Source organism: Nocardioides sp. Leaf285, assembly GCF_001422955.1.
Lineage (GTDB): Bacteria > Actinomycetota > Actinomycetes > Propionibacteriales > Nocardioidaceae > Nocardioides > Nocardioides kribbensis.
The window spans coordinates 582,247-595,281 of sequence record NZ_LMNH01000003.1 but is presented as its reverse complement, the minus strand read 5'-3'; the positions used below and the strand labels follow the sequence as shown (position 1 = coordinate 595,281).

Annotated in this window: 10 protein-coding genes; 3 read left to right on the top strand and 7 right to left on the bottom strand. The window is 74.9% G+C overall.

Annotated features, from left to right (window positions below):
* Nucleotides 1–169 precede the first annotated feature (169 nt).
* On the top strand, nucleotides 170–1,729 hold the full coding sequence (locus ASF47_RS21690) for a hypothetical protein (protein WP_056864049.1): 1,560 nt from the start codon (nucleotides 170–172) through the stop codon (nucleotides 1,727–1,729).
* A 10-nt stretch (nucleotides 1,730–1,739) separates the two neighbouring features.
* On the opposite strand, the gene ASF47_RS11150 is transcribed toward ASF47_RS21690, so the two are convergent.
* The gene (locus ASF47_RS11150; protein WP_056864048.1) at nucleotides 1,740–2,030 is read right to left on the bottom strand and encodes a hypothetical protein; all 291 of its coding nucleotides are present in this window, start codon (nucleotides 2,028–2,030) and stop codon (nucleotides 1,740–1,742) included.
* Nucleotides 2,031–2,358: 328 nt separating this feature from the next.
* On the opposite strand from ASF47_RS11150, the gene ASF47_RS11145 reads away from it, so the two are divergent.
* Complete coding sequence (locus tag ASF47_RS11145; RefSeq protein ID WP_056864047.1) at nucleotides 2,359–2,877, top strand: pyridoxamine 5'-phosphate oxidase family protein; 519 nt, start codon at nucleotides 2,359–2,361, stop codon at nucleotides 2,875–2,877.
* Nucleotides 2,878–2,920: 43 nt separating this feature from the next.
* Complete coding sequence (locus ASF47_RS11140) at nucleotides 2,921–4,051, top strand: SDR family oxidoreductase (protein WP_056864046.1); 1,131 nt, start codon at nucleotides 2,921–2,923, stop codon at nucleotides 4,049–4,051.
* A gap of 30 nt (nucleotides 4,052–4,081) precedes the next feature.
* Here ASF47_RS11140 and ASF47_RS11135 read toward each other — a convergent pair whose 3' ends face one another.
* The 6 genes from ASF47_RS11135 to ASF47_RS11110 all read right to left on the bottom strand — a co-directional run bounded on the left by ASF47_RS11135 (nucleotide 4,082) and on the right by ASF47_RS11110 (nucleotide 12,918).
* Nucleotides 4,082–5,866, bottom strand: coding sequence for an L-lactate permease (locus ASF47_RS11135; RefSeq protein WP_056864045.1), 1,785 nt, complete (start codon nucleotides 5,864–5,866; stop codon nucleotides 4,082–4,084).
* A 91-nt stretch (nucleotides 5,867–5,957) separates the two neighbouring features.
* Nucleotides 5,958–7,379, bottom strand: coding sequence for a glycolate oxidase subunit GlcF (glcF, locus tag ASF47_RS11130; RefSeq protein WP_235558721.1), 1,422 nt, complete (start codon nucleotides 7,377–7,379; stop codon nucleotides 5,958–5,960).
* Entirely contained in the window at nucleotides 7,379–8,656 is a 1,278-nt protein-coding gene (locus ASF47_RS11125; protein WP_056864044.1) for an FAD-binding oxidoreductase, read from the bottom strand. Before ASF47_RS11125 ends, glcF begins: the two co-directional genes overlap by 1 nt.
* Entirely contained in the window at nucleotides 8,656–10,155 is a 1,500-nt protein-coding gene (locus ASF47_RS11120) for an FAD-linked oxidase C-terminal domain-containing protein (RefSeq protein WP_056864043.1), read from the bottom strand. The genes ASF47_RS11125 and ASF47_RS11120 overlap by 1 nt, the downstream gene beginning before the upstream one ends.
* A gap of 106 nt (nucleotides 10,156–10,261) precedes the next feature.
* Nucleotides 10,262–10,690: a GlcG/HbpS family heme-binding protein gene (locus tag ASF47_RS11115; protein ID WP_056864042.1), complete on the bottom strand. Its 429-nt coding sequence runs from the start codon at nucleotides 10,688–10,690 to the stop codon at nucleotides 10,262–10,264.
* Entirely contained in the window at nucleotides 10,687–12,918 is a 2,232-nt protein-coding gene (locus ASF47_RS11110; protein ID WP_056864041.1) for a malate synthase G, read from the bottom strand. The genes ASF47_RS11115 and ASF47_RS11110 overlap by 4 nt, the downstream gene beginning before the upstream one ends.
* Nucleotides 12,919–13,035: the final 117 nt, after the last annotated feature.

Sequence of the window (13,035 nt, the reverse complement as noted above, 5' to 3'; positions counted from 1 at the left end):
TCGGCCACGGGGTCTGCCGATGCTCTAGGGGCACGGACCGACCCGGTGGTCCGCGCCCGGCACCCCCGCCGGCGTCCCACGGCCCCCCGCACTCCCCCCGGAGGCACCCTCCTCCCCCTCGCAGGTCCCGCGGTGGTCGTGGTCCCCACCCACGCCCAGGAGCTCCCCCATGCCCCCCAGCACCCCCCCGGCACGACCGCGCGCCCGCACGCGCCGCGCCCTCGTCGGCGTCCTCACCCTCCTGACCGCCGTCGTGGCCTCGCTGCTCGTCGGCGCCTCGTCCTCCCCCGGCTGGTCGGCCGACCTGTCGGGTCGGCTCACCAGCCAGAACCCGTCGCGCACCTACGACGTCGACACACCGGCCGGCACGCTCGCGGCCCGCGTGGACTTCGAGCTGCGCCGCGACTCCGGCCGCCTGGCGCGGCGCGCGGCCCGCGTCGCCCCGCCGACGCTGACGGTGTCGCTGCGCCGACCCGACGGCTCGGTGGTGATGAGCGACTCCGGCACGAGCCCGGTGCGGATCTCCGGCCGGGTCGCCGCGGGCTCCTACCGCCTGGTCGTGCGCACGTCGTACCCCCTCAGGGACCGCTACCTGGCCTACACCGCCGACCTGACGGTGCCCACGGCCTCCGCGACGCCCACCCCGACGCCGACCCCGACCCCGACCGCCACCGCGACGCCCACCCCGACACCCACCCCGACCGCCACGGCCACCCCCACGCCGACCCCGACCCCGACGCCGGTCACCACCGACCTCGCGCAGGAGTCCTGCGGCACCTGGGTGCTCTACCAGGTCTCCTCGGTCACCGACCTCGAGCGGCTGCGCCCGCGCATCGAGGCCGCCCTGGCCCTGCCCGGCGTCGTCGGCTTCTCGGTGCGCTTCCCGTGGGACGCCGTCGACCTGACCGGCACCCAGACCACCCACCCCGTGCTCGACCTCGCCGACGAGATCGCGCGCAGCGCCGGCAAGGCCCTCTCGATCCGCTTCATGGCCGGCGCCCACACCCCGGCGCGGGTCTTCGACGCCGGTGCCGCGAGCTACCTGGTCGACGGTGCCCGCGTGCCGCTGCCCTGGGACTCCACGACCGGCACCAACGACGTCTTCCTGCGTGAGTACGCCGCCTACGCCCGCAAGCTCGCCGCCTGGTCGCGCGCCCACGACGTCCACCTGCTGCACCTGTCCTGGTACGGCCTGGACTGGGCCGAGCTCAACCACGGCGCCGAGGTCCGCGCCGCCGCCGGCTACACGCAGACCGCCTGGCTCCAGGGCCACCGCGAGCTGATCGACGTGGCCGCCTCCCTCGCCTCGGCCAGCCTGGCCGTGGAGCTCCCGCTCTCGGGCTACGGACCCCTCTCGGGCGGGCAGTCGGCCGCGCTCGCCGACCACGTCGTCAGCCTGGTCGGCGCCGACAGCGACCGGTTCTTCGTGCAGGCCAACGGCTGGGACGAGACCCGCGAGTGGGGCTCGCCCGACATGACCGTGGAGGGCCAGTTCGACAGGATCTGGTCCAAGCCGGTCGAGCGCGGCCTGCAGATGATCCAGCCCGACGGCTACGACTGGGCGCCGGTCTTCGACCGGCTGCGCACCACCGGCGCCACCTACGGCGAGGTCTACCTGCCCAGCTTCTGGCAGGTGCCCGGGCCGACCCCGGCCTACGACAACAACACCGAGGCCCGGATCGCGCAGCTGGAGAAGGAGATCGCCGCCTTCGGCGCCACCTGCTCCTGACCGGGCCGGCTCAGGTCGGCGCCGCCCGGCTCCCCACCGGGGAGAGGGGCCGGCGGCGCTGCACCTCGGCGGCGACCAGCTCGTGCACGGCCCTCAGGCTGGCGGCGTAGCCCGGTGTCGCGTGCTCGGGCACCGGGTGGGCCAGCAGGCGGGCCAGGTCACGGCCCGGCAGCTCACGCAGCGCGGCGGCCACCTCCAGCGGCGAGGTGGCCGGGTGCAGCGCCCAGGCCAGGGAGCCGCGGGCCCGCAGCGACGCCGCACGCCGACGACGTCGGCGGTGCACCAGCTCGGTGAGGGTCATCGCTGCTCCTGGGGGCGTGGTCGGGGGGCCGACGGGGGCCCCTCGGGCCGGACCGGGGAGATCTCGAGGCTCGTTGGCGTCGCAGCGGCTGACGCCGACCCCCGTCGACGAGGTCCATCCCAGCCCAGCCGTCACACCCCCGACAGGGTCCAAGGTCCCTGCTTCCCGCGCCCGGCCGCTCGCCGGCCGCCACGGCGCGGGACCGGGGACGGGGGTCTCCGGTCCCGCGCGCGGCGGACCTTCGCCCCTGGGCACGACCCTCGCCGCGACGGTGGACTGGCGCACGTCCCCGCACGTCCCCGCACGCCGCCGCAGGCCAGGAGCCCCCATGGACCACCCCAGCGACCCCGCCGCCCACCTCGCCCCCGAGCCCACCCTGCGCGACCTGACCGCCCGTGAGTGCTGGGAGCACCTGGCCCGTCAGCCCGTCGGTCGGCTCGCCTGCGTGCTCGGCGGCAGGGCCGTGCTGCTGCCCCTCAACCACCGGGTGCACGACCACGCGGTGTGGTTCCGCACGGCCTCCTGGAGCCGCCTCGGCGTGCACCTGCCCGGCCTCGAGGTCGTCTTCGAGGTCGACGACGCCGACCCGCGCACCCGCAGCGGCTGGAGCGTGGTCGCCCGCGGCACCACCGAGCACGTGCTCACCGGCGTGCCCGGCTCCCCCGGGGCCGAGGACCACGGCGATCCCGCGCCGTGGCCCGGCGGCCCGCGCACCATGCTCTTCCGGCTCGTGCCCACCGAGCTGACCGGGCGGCTGCTGCGACCCGCGGCCGTCGTGGCGCCGGTCGGCGTACGTCCCGGGTCGGTGCAGCGCGACCCCGGTCACGTCGCCGTCGCACCGCGCTGAGCCGGGCCCGGCCCGGTTGGTCGGGGCGCCTACCGTCGGTGGGATGGACACCACCACCGACCTCCCCACCGCCGACCCCGCCGACGGGCCCGCCGGACACGACGCGGGCACCGCGCTCGTCGTCGGCGCCACCGGCATCGCCGGCTCCGCGCTCAGCCGGCTGCTCGTCGACCAGGGCTGGCGGGTCCTCGGGCTCTCCCGGCGCTCGGCCAGCGACGTGCCCGGCGTCGAGCCCGTGCAGGCCGACCTGACCGACGCCGCGGCCCTGGCCGCCGCGCTCGAGGGGCACCGCCCCACCCACGTCTTCCTCACCGCCTGGGCGCGCCAGGACACCGAGGCCGAGAACATCCGCGTCAACGCCGCCATGGTGCGCGACGTGCTCGCCGCCGTGCGGCCCGCCGGCTCCGTGCGCCACGTCGCGCTGCTGACCGGCCTCAAGCACTACCTCGGCCCCTTCGAGGCCTACGGCCAGGGCGAGGTGCCCGACACGCCCTTCCACGAGGACGAGGAGCGCCTGCCCTACCCCAACTTCTACTACGCCCAGGAGGACGAGCTCTTCGCCGCCGCCGGGCGTGACGGCTTCACCTGGAGCGTGCACCGCGCCCACACCGTCATCGGCTACGCACTGGGCAACGCCATGAACATGGGCCAGACCCTCGCCGCCCAGGCCGCGGTGTGCCGCGAGCTGGGGCGGCCCTTCGTCTTCCCGGGCTCGCAGACCCAGTGGGACGGCCTGACCGACATGACCGACGCCGGCCTGCTGGCCGAGCAGATGCACTGGGCCGCCACCACCCCGGCCGCCGCCGACACCGCCTTCAACACCGCCAACGGCGACGTCTTCCGCTGGCGCTGGCTGTGGCCCCGTCTCGCCGCCCGCCTGGGCGTCGAGCCCGAGGGGTACGCCGACCGGCCCCGGCCGCTCGAGCAGCAGATGGCCGACGCGGGTCCGGTGTGGACGGCGCTGGCCGAGCGCGAGGGCCTCGCCGAGCCCGACCTCGACCGGGTGGCGTCGTGGTGGCACACCGACGGCGACCTGGGCCGCGACATGGAGTGCCTCACCGACCTGGCCCGCAGCCGCGCCGCGGGCTTCACCGGCTACCGCTCCACGCTCCAGGCCTTCCTCGACCTCTTCGACCGGCTCGAGGCCGACCGGGTCGTGCCGCGGGTCGGGTGACCCGCGGCACGCCCGGCCGCGGCGCGCGGGTCAGCTGGTGGGCACCATCCAGCCCAGCACCGGGGTGGACTGCAGCCCGACGATGACGCAGACCAGCAGGAGCAGCCCGAGGCTCCAGCCGATCACCTTGCGGAAGATGTCGCCCTCGCGCCCGGCCATGCCCACCGCGGCGGCGGCGATGGCGAGGTTCTGCGGGCTGACCATCTTGCCGAGCACGCCGCCGGAGGTGTTGGCGGCGGCCATGAGCAGCGGGTCGAGACCGGCCTCGCGGGCGGTCTGCACCTGCAGCGCGCCGAAGAGCGCGTTGGCGGAGGTGTCGGAGCCGGTGACGGCCACGCCGATCCAGCCGAGGATCGGCGAGAGCAGCACGAAGGCCCCACCGGCGCCGGCCAGCCAGGCGCCCAGCGAGGTGGTCTGGCCCGAGAGGTTCATGACGTAGGCCAGGCCCAGCACGGCCATGACGGTGACGATGGCCGAGCGCAGCTCGACGTAGGTCTTGACGTAGGTGCGGGCGGCCTCGCCCGGCGAGACCTTGAGGATCGCGGCGGTGATGACACCGGCGAGGATCATCAGCGTGCCCGCGGCCGGGAGCCAGTTGAGCTTGAACAGCGTGGCCACCGGGTCGCCGGCGGGGTTGGTGATGTCGAGGCCGGGCCAGGCGAAGGAGTAGGTGAAGGGCTCCTCGGCGAGCGCGTCGACGACGGCGGGGATGCTGACGATCGAGAAGATCGCGATGATCACGAGGTAGGGCGCGTAGGCCTTGGCCACGTCGGCGCCGCTGTCGCGGGGCGCCTCCCCGGCACGCGATCCCGGCGAGGTGCCGCCGGGGCCGCTGGTCGCGCCCCCTCCGGCGGGGGCGCCGCGGCCGGTGGAGGCGGTGACGGTGGTCGAGAGGCCGTTCGGTCCCCGGCGGGTCGAGGTCGCGCGGGCGTCCTCGACCTCGTCGTCCTCGGCGGCGGCCTGCTCGGCGGTCAGCACGTCGGCGGGCGTCCAGACCCGCAGCAGCAGCACGACGGCGGCGGCGCCGACGAGGGCGGCGACGATGTCGGCCAGCGGCACCGAGATGTAGTTGGCGGCCACGAACTGCGCGACGGCGAAGGCGCCGCCGCAGACCAGCGCGGGCAGCCAGGTGGCCTTGAGCCCGCGGCGGCCGTCGACGACCAGCACCAGGATGAGCGGCACGATGACGGCGAGGATCGGGGTCTGGCGGCCCACCATGCCGCCGAGGCCGTCGACGGTCAGGCGGGGGTCGTCGCTGACCGCGGAGGTGACCGAGGCGAGCGTGACGATGGGGGTGGCCAGGGCGCCGAAGGCGACCGGGGCGGTGTTGGCGATGAGCGCGACGGCGGCGGCCTTGATCGGGCGGAAGCCGAGCGCCATCAGCATCACCACGGTGATCGCCACGGGGGTGCCGAAGCCGGCGAGGGCCTCGAGCAGCGCGCCGAAGCAGAAGGCGATGATGATGGCCTGGATGCGCTGGTCGGGGCTGACCTTCTCGAAGGAGCGCCGCAGCACGTCGAAGTGGCCCGAGGCGACGGTGAGGTTGTAGACCCAGATCGCGTTGATGACGATCCACAGGATCGGGAAGAACCCGAACGCCGCCCCGTCGAAGGCCGCGAGCGCGGCCTGGCCGACGGGCATGCCGAAGAGGGCGACGCCGATGACCAGGGCGACGCCGAGGGAGATCAGGCCGGCCAGCCACGCCTGGAGGCGCAGCCCGCCCAGGAGCACGAAGAGCGTGAGCAGCGGCAGCGCCGCGCACAGGGCGCTGAGGGCGAGCGAGTCGCCGACGGGTTGGAGGTCTTGCTGGAACATGCGGGCTCCCGAGGGTGCGGCAGTGGGGGACGGATCCGGGGACGGAGCCCAGGACGGGGTGGTGCGGAGGGTCAGCGGTGGGACGGAGGGGTCAGCGGGCGGCCGGGGTCGGGGCGAAGACGCCGGCGCCGGCGCCCTGGATCGAGGCGTCGAGCACCTCGATGGTGTGGGCCATGCCCATCGGGTGCCCGGAGCGCTCGATGGCCGAGGTGACCTGCATGAGGCAGCCGGGGTTGGCGGTCACCAGCACCTGGGCGCCGGTGGCGACGATGTTGGCGGCCTTGCGGTCGCCGAGCTCGCGGGCCGGCTCGGGGTTGATGATGTTGTAGATGCCCGCCGAGCCGCAGCACAGCTCGGCCTCCGCGATCTCCTTCAGCTCCAGGCCGGGGATGGCCTCGAGCAGGCGCCGCGGCTGCGCGCGCACGCCCTGGGCGTGGGAGAGGTGGCAGGCGTCGTGGTAGGCCACGCTCATCTCCAGCGGGTGGCGGGGGGCGACCGGTCCGAGCTCGTCGAGGATCTCGGAGACGTCGCGCACCTTGTCGGCGAAGGAGCGGGCGCGCTCGGCGTAGGCCGGGTCGTCGGCCAGCAGCGCGGCGTACTCCTTCATCGTCGAGCCGCAGCCGGCGGCGTTGACCACGACGTAGTCGACCCGGGCGACGTCGAAGGCGTCGACGAGGCGGCGGGCGTAGTCCTGCGCCTCCTCCTCGCGCCCGTTGTGGGCCGACAGGGCGCCGCAGCACCCCTGGGCCTGGGGCACCACGACGTCCATGCCCTCGGCGCGCAGCACGCGGGCCGTGGCGGAGTTGACGCCGGGGAAGAAGGCGCCCTGCACGCAGCCCGTCAGCAGGCCGACCACGGCGCGGCGCTGGCCGATCGCGTCGATGTAGGGCGGCAGCGGCTCGGGACGGCCCAGCCGCGGGGCGAGGCTCTCCATGGCGGCCAGCTGGGGCGACATCCGCTCCAGCAGGCCGGTGCGGCGCAGGGCGCGGTCGAGGCCGGTGGCCTGCATCGCGCGCAGCGGCCCGCGCATCAGCCGCAGCCGCTTGGGGTGCGGGAAGAGGGCGAAGATCAGCCCGCGCAGGGCCTTCTCCCCCGCGCTGCGCTCGTGGTGGCGCTCGACCTGGTTGCGGGTCTGCTCGATGAGGGTGTCGTACTGCACGCCCGAGGGACACGCGGTCACGCAGGCCATGCAGCCCAGGCAGGCGTCCCAGTGCTCGACCATGGAGTCGGTCATCGGCTCGCCCTCGAGGCCCTGCTTCATGAGGTAGATCCGCCCGCGGGGGCTGTCCATCTCCTCGCCCCACAGCGCGTAGGTGGGGCACGTCGGCAGGCAGAAGCCGCAGTGCACGCAGTCGCCGATGAGGGCGGAGTCGGGCGGGTTGTGGTCGTCGAAGGCGCCGCCGGGGGCGGGCATGCCGAGGTCGACGATGCCGCCCATCTCCCCCAGGGTCTCGCCCTGCCGCGGGCGGGGGTCGCCCCCGGCGCGGGTGTCGTTGCTGGACGTGTCGGTCATCAGATGCCTCCCACGAAGCGGCCCGGCGCGAGCCGGTGGTCAGGGTCGAGCTGGTCCTTCACGCGGCGCATGAGGTCGAGCGCCGGCACCGGTCCCCACACGTCGAGACCGGCCTTGAGGTGGGCCGGGGCGTCGACGACGACGGTGCTGCCGCCGCGGGCGGTGGTGGCACGGCGCAGGCCCTCGACGGCGGCGCGTGCCTCGTCGGGGCCGGTGCCAGGGGGCAGCGCGGCGTAGACGACACCCGCGCCGGCCGAGCCGCGCACGTGGGCCCCGGCGCGCTCGGCCGCGCCGAGCACGTCGGCGAGGCCGGAGAGCGCGAAGGTGCACTTGAGGGCCACGGAGCGCTCGTCGCCGCGCGCCGCGGTGTCCCAGGGGTACGCCGCGCCCGCGGCCGGGGCGTCGGTCGACTCCGAGGCCGCGGCGCCGAGCAGGCCGCGCACGGTGGCCGCCCGGGCGGCGACGCCGTCCTCGCGGCCCTCGAGCAGCACGCTCACGACGCCTCCGCTGCCCTGCGCGTCGCGGGGCCACTCGACCTCGATCGCGCCGGGCACGGCCTGGGCGTGGAGCACGGCCTGCGTCAGGCGCTGCGCCTCGGCGGGAGTGGCGGCGGGGACGCTGACCCACCGGTGGGCGGCGGGGCGGGGGTGGAGCCGGAAGGTCGCGTCGACGACGACCGCGAGGGTGCCCAGGGAGCCGATGAGGAGCTTGCCGAGGTCGTAGCCCGCGACGTTCTTCACCACGCGCCCGCCGGCCTTGGCCACGACGCCGTCGGCGCGCACCACGGTGACGCCGATGAGCAGGTCGCGGGCGCTGCCGACGGCGACGCGTCCGGCGCCGCTGGTGTTGGTGGCCAGCAGCCCGCCGATGCTGGTGCCGGGCACGGTCTCGTCGAGGGCCAGGCGCTGGTCGGCGGAGCCGGCCACCTCCTGCACGGCGCTGAGCCGGGCCCCGGCCTGGGCGGCGACGATGAGGTCGCCGGCCTGGTGGTCGAGCACGGCGTCGAGGCCCGCGAGGTCGAGCAGCACGTCGGCGCGGGTGGGTGGTGCCCCCCAGGTGAGCTTGGTGCCGCGGCCCCGCGGCACGACGACGAGGTCGTGGGCGGTGGCCGCGCGCATCACCTCGGCGACCTGCGCGACGTCGGTGGGTCGGGCCACGAGGCCGGGGCGCACGCCGTCGACGTCGTCGTGCCCGTCGTGCCCGTCCGGGTCGGCCACCTCGGCGCAGGCCGAGGCCAGGGCCTCGCGGGCCGGGGTGTCGAGGGTGGGGGCGCTCATCAGAACACCTCCGCGAGGCCGGCGTCCTGCAGCGGGTGGGCGCCCTTGTGGCGTCCGGGCACCTCGCCGCACAGCCGCGGGGTCGGGAAGACCTTGCCGGGGTTGGAGATGTTCTGCGGGTCGAAGGCGCAGCGCACCATCTGCATGGTGTCGAGGTCCTCGTCGGTGTACATCCGCGGCATGTACTTGGCCTTGTCCATGCCCACGCCGTGCTCGCCGGTGATCGAGCCACCGTGCTGGATGCAGAGGTCGAGGATCGCGCCGCTGACCTCCTCGGCGGCCTCGCCGGCGCCCTCGACGGCGTCGTCGAAGAGCACGAGGGGGTGGAGGTTGCCGTCGCCGGCGTGGAAGACGTTGGCCACGCGCACGCCCGAGGAGGCCGAGAGCTCGGCGATCGCGGTGAGCACCTCCGGCAGGGCGGTGCGCGGGATGACGCCGTCCTGGACGATGTAGTCGGGGCTGATGCGGCCCACGGCCGCGAAGGCGGACTTGCGGCCCTTCCAGATCAGGGCGCGGTCGGTGGGGTCGGTGGCCAGGCGCTGCTCGAAGGCGCCGTTCTCGGCGCAGAAGCGCTCGACCTCGGCGTACTCCGCCTCGACCTCGCCCGAGGCGCCGTCGAGCTCGATGACGAGCACGGCGCCGGCGCCCTCGGGGTAGCCGCAGTGGGTGGCGGCCTCGGCGGCCTCGATGGCCAGCGCGTCCATCATCTCGATCGCGGCGGGCACGATGCCCGCGGAGATGATGGCCGAGGTGGCGGCGCCCGCCTGGTCGGTGGTCGCGAAGCCGACCAGGATCGTGCGCACCTCCTCGGGCAGCCGGGTCAGCCGCACCGTGGTGGAGGTGACCACACCGAGGGTGCCCTCGGAGCCGACGACGGCGCCGAGCAGGTCGTAGCCGGGCGTGTCGGGAGCGTCGCCGCCCAGCGCCACGACGTCGCCGTCGGAGGTGACGAAGTCGGCGCCGACGACGTGGTTGGTGGTGAAGCCGTACTTCAGGCAGTGCGCGCCGCCGGAGTTCTCCGCGACGTTGCCGCCGATGGAGCAGATCTGCTGGCTGGAGGGGTCGGGGGCGTAGTAGTACCCGTGGGGGGTGGCGGCGCGGGTGACGTCGAGGTTGATGACGCCGGGGTCGACCACGGCGCGCTGGTCCTCGGGGCGCATCTGGGTGATGGAGCGCATCCGGGAGGTCACGACGAGGACGCCCTCGGCGTGCGGCAGCGCGCCGCCGGACAGGCCGGTGCCGGAGCCGCGGGCCACGTAGGGCACCCGGTGCTCGGCGCAGGCACGGACGACGGCGGCCAACTGGGCGGTGTCCTCGGGCATGACCACGAGCGCCGGGGTGACGCGGTAGTGCGCCAGTCCGTCGCACTCGTAGGTGCGCAGCCGGGCGTGGTCGCTGATCACCCCGTCGGCGGGCAGCAGCCGGCGCGCCACCTCGGCGACGGCCTCGATCCCCGCCGCCGTGGCCGCGGTGGGCCCGGGCTCCTTGGTCGTGGTCATCGTTCGTCCTCCGTGCTCGTGTGCTGCTGGGGGGTGCCTGCTGGGTGCCGCTGGGTGCCGCTGTGGGGTGGGCCGGGGTGGGCCGGGCGCCGGTGCGCCGGCGACCTCAGTCGGGCTGGGCGGTGAGGCCCGCACCCTCGATGCCGGCGACCGCGGCGGCCTCGTCGTTGTCGGAGGTGTCGCCGGTGACCCCGACGGCGCCGAGGAGCGCGCCGTCGGCGTCGCGCACCAGCACCCCGCCGGGCACGGGCACCAGCGCCCCGCCGACCGCGGAGGTGACCGCGGCGACGAAGTAGGCCTGCTGCTCGGCGCGCGCCATGATCGAGCGCGAGCCCATGCCCAGGGCCAGGGCGCCGTGGGCCTTGCCGAAACCGATCTCGAAGCGGCCCATCGAGGAGCCGTCCTCGCGCTCGACGGCGACCACGTGGCCGCCGGCGTCGAGCACGACGACGGTCATCGGCTTGAAGCCGGCCTCGGCGGCGTGCGCGCGGGTGCCGGCGACGATGCGGCGGGCGGTGTCCAGGTCCAGGCTCATCGGGTGCTCTCCTGCGTCGTGGGGGTGGCGGCCTGCGCCTTCCGGGCGGCGCGGCGGCGGTGGAGGATCGGCTCGGTGTAGCCGCTGGGCTGGGCCAGGCCCTCGGTGACCAGCTCGCGGGCGGCGAGGAACGCCTCGCCGTCGAAGTCGGGCGCCATGGGCGTGTAGGTCGGGTCGGAGGCGTTCTGTTCGTCGACCACGGCGGCCATGCGGCGCAGGGTCTCGTCGACCTGCTCGGCGCTGACCACCCCGTGGTGCAGCCAGTTGGCGACGTGCTGGGCGGAGATCCGGCAGGTGGCGCGGTCCTCCATCAGCGGCTCGCCGGTGATGTCGGGCACCTTGGAGCAGCCGACGCCGGCGTCGACCCAGCGCACGACGTAGCCCAGCAGGCTCTGGATGTTGTTGTCGATCTCGGCCTGGCGGTCCTCCGCGCGCCAGCCGGCGGGGTCGCCGAGGGGCACGGTGAGCAGGTCGGCGCGGCTGGAGCGGCGGCCGCCGGCGCGCAGCTCCTCCTGGCGGGCGCGCACGTCGACCTGGTGGTAGTGCAGGGCGTGGAGCGTGGCGGCGGTCGGCGAGGGCACCCAGGCGCAGCTCGCGCCGGCCTGCGGGTGACCCACCTTGGCCTCGAGCATCGCCGCCAGGCTGTCGGGGGCGGCCCACATGCCCTTGCCGATCTGGCCGTGGCCGAGCAGGCCGCACTCCAGGCCTACGTCGACGTTGTTGTCCTCGTAGGCCGTGATCCAGGTCTCGCCCTTCATGTCGTTCTTGCGCACGACGGGCCCGGCGAGCATCGAGGTGTGGATCTCGTCGCCGGTGCGGTCGAGGAAGCCGGTGTTGATGAAGACCACGCGCTCGCGGGCGACCTCGATGCAGGCCTTGAGGTTGAGGGTGGTGCGCCGCTCCTCGTCCATGATGCCGACCTTGATGCTCAGCGGCTCGAGGCCGAGCACGCGCTCGACGCGCTCGAAGAGGTCGACGGTCAGGCGCACCTCGTCGGGGCCGTGCATCTTCGGCTTCACGACGTACATCGAGCCGGTGCGGGAGTTGGCCAGCTGAGACCGCCCACTCAGGTCGCGCATGCTGCCGACCGCGCAGACCAGGGCGTCGAGGATGCCCTCGGGCACCTCGCGGCCCTCGCGGTCGAGCACGGCGTCGGACGTCATCAGGTGTCCGACCTGGCGGATGAAGAGCAGCGAGCGGCCCGGCAGCACGACCTCGCCGCCGTCGGGTCCGGTGTAGGTGCGGTCGGGGTTCATGGCGCGGGTGAAGGTGCGCCCGCCCTTGGTGACCTCCTCGGCCAGGGTGCCGTCCATCAGCCGCATCCAGTTGCGGTAGCCGACGACCTTGTCCTCGGCGTCGACCGCGGCCACGGAGTCCTCGAGGTCCATGATCGTGGAGACCGCCGACTCCAGCAGCAGGTCCTTGACCCCGGCCCGGTCGGTCGCGCCGACGGCGTCCCCGGCGTCGACCTGGACCTCCACGTGGAGGCCGTGGTGCACCAGCAGGACGGCCTCGGGTGCCGAGGCCTCGCCGCGGTGGCCGACCAGCTGGGCCGGCTCGGCCAGGCGGAGCACCTCGCCGCCGCCGACGGTGACGGCCAGCCCGTCACCGTCCACCGCGTAGGAGGTGGCGTCGACGTGCGACCCGCCGCTGAGGGGGAAGTGCGCGTCGAGCAGGGCGCGACCGCGGGCGATGACCTCGTCGCCGCGCACGGTGTTGTACTCCCCGCCCGGCGCGAGGTCGCCCTCGCGGGGGACGGCGTCGCTGCCGTAGAGGGCGTCGTAGAGGGAGCCCCAGCGGGCGTTGACGGCGTTGGTGGCGAAGCGGGCGTTGAGCAGCGGCACGACCAGCTGGGGGCCGGCGGTGAGCGCGACCTCGTCGTCGACGCCGGAGGTGGTCACCTCGACCGTCTCGGGCTCGGGCAGCAGGTAGCCGATCTCGGTGAGGAAGGCGGTGTAGGCCTCGGCGTCGGGGGTGCCGGGGTGGTCGCGGTGCCACTGGTCGACCTGCGCCTGCAGCTCGTCGCGGCGCGCGAGGAGCTCGCGGGTGCGGGGGGCCAGCTCGTGGACGACCTCGCCGGCGCCCTTCCAGAACGCGTCGGGGTCGACCCCGGCCGCCGGCAGCGCCTCCTCGGTGAGGAACCGGTGGAGGCTCTCGGCGACACTGAGGCCGCCGACCTCGACCCGTCCGCCCCGGTGACCTGTCTGCCCGCTGGTCTCGTCCGCCATGCCGCTCCCTCGTCGTCCGTCTCGCCGGAGTGCCCGATAAGAGCACTCTTGTCAGTTTTTCCGCATTGTGGAACGCTTGGTTCTCATCACGAAACTAGGCAGTGCGCCTGTGTGATG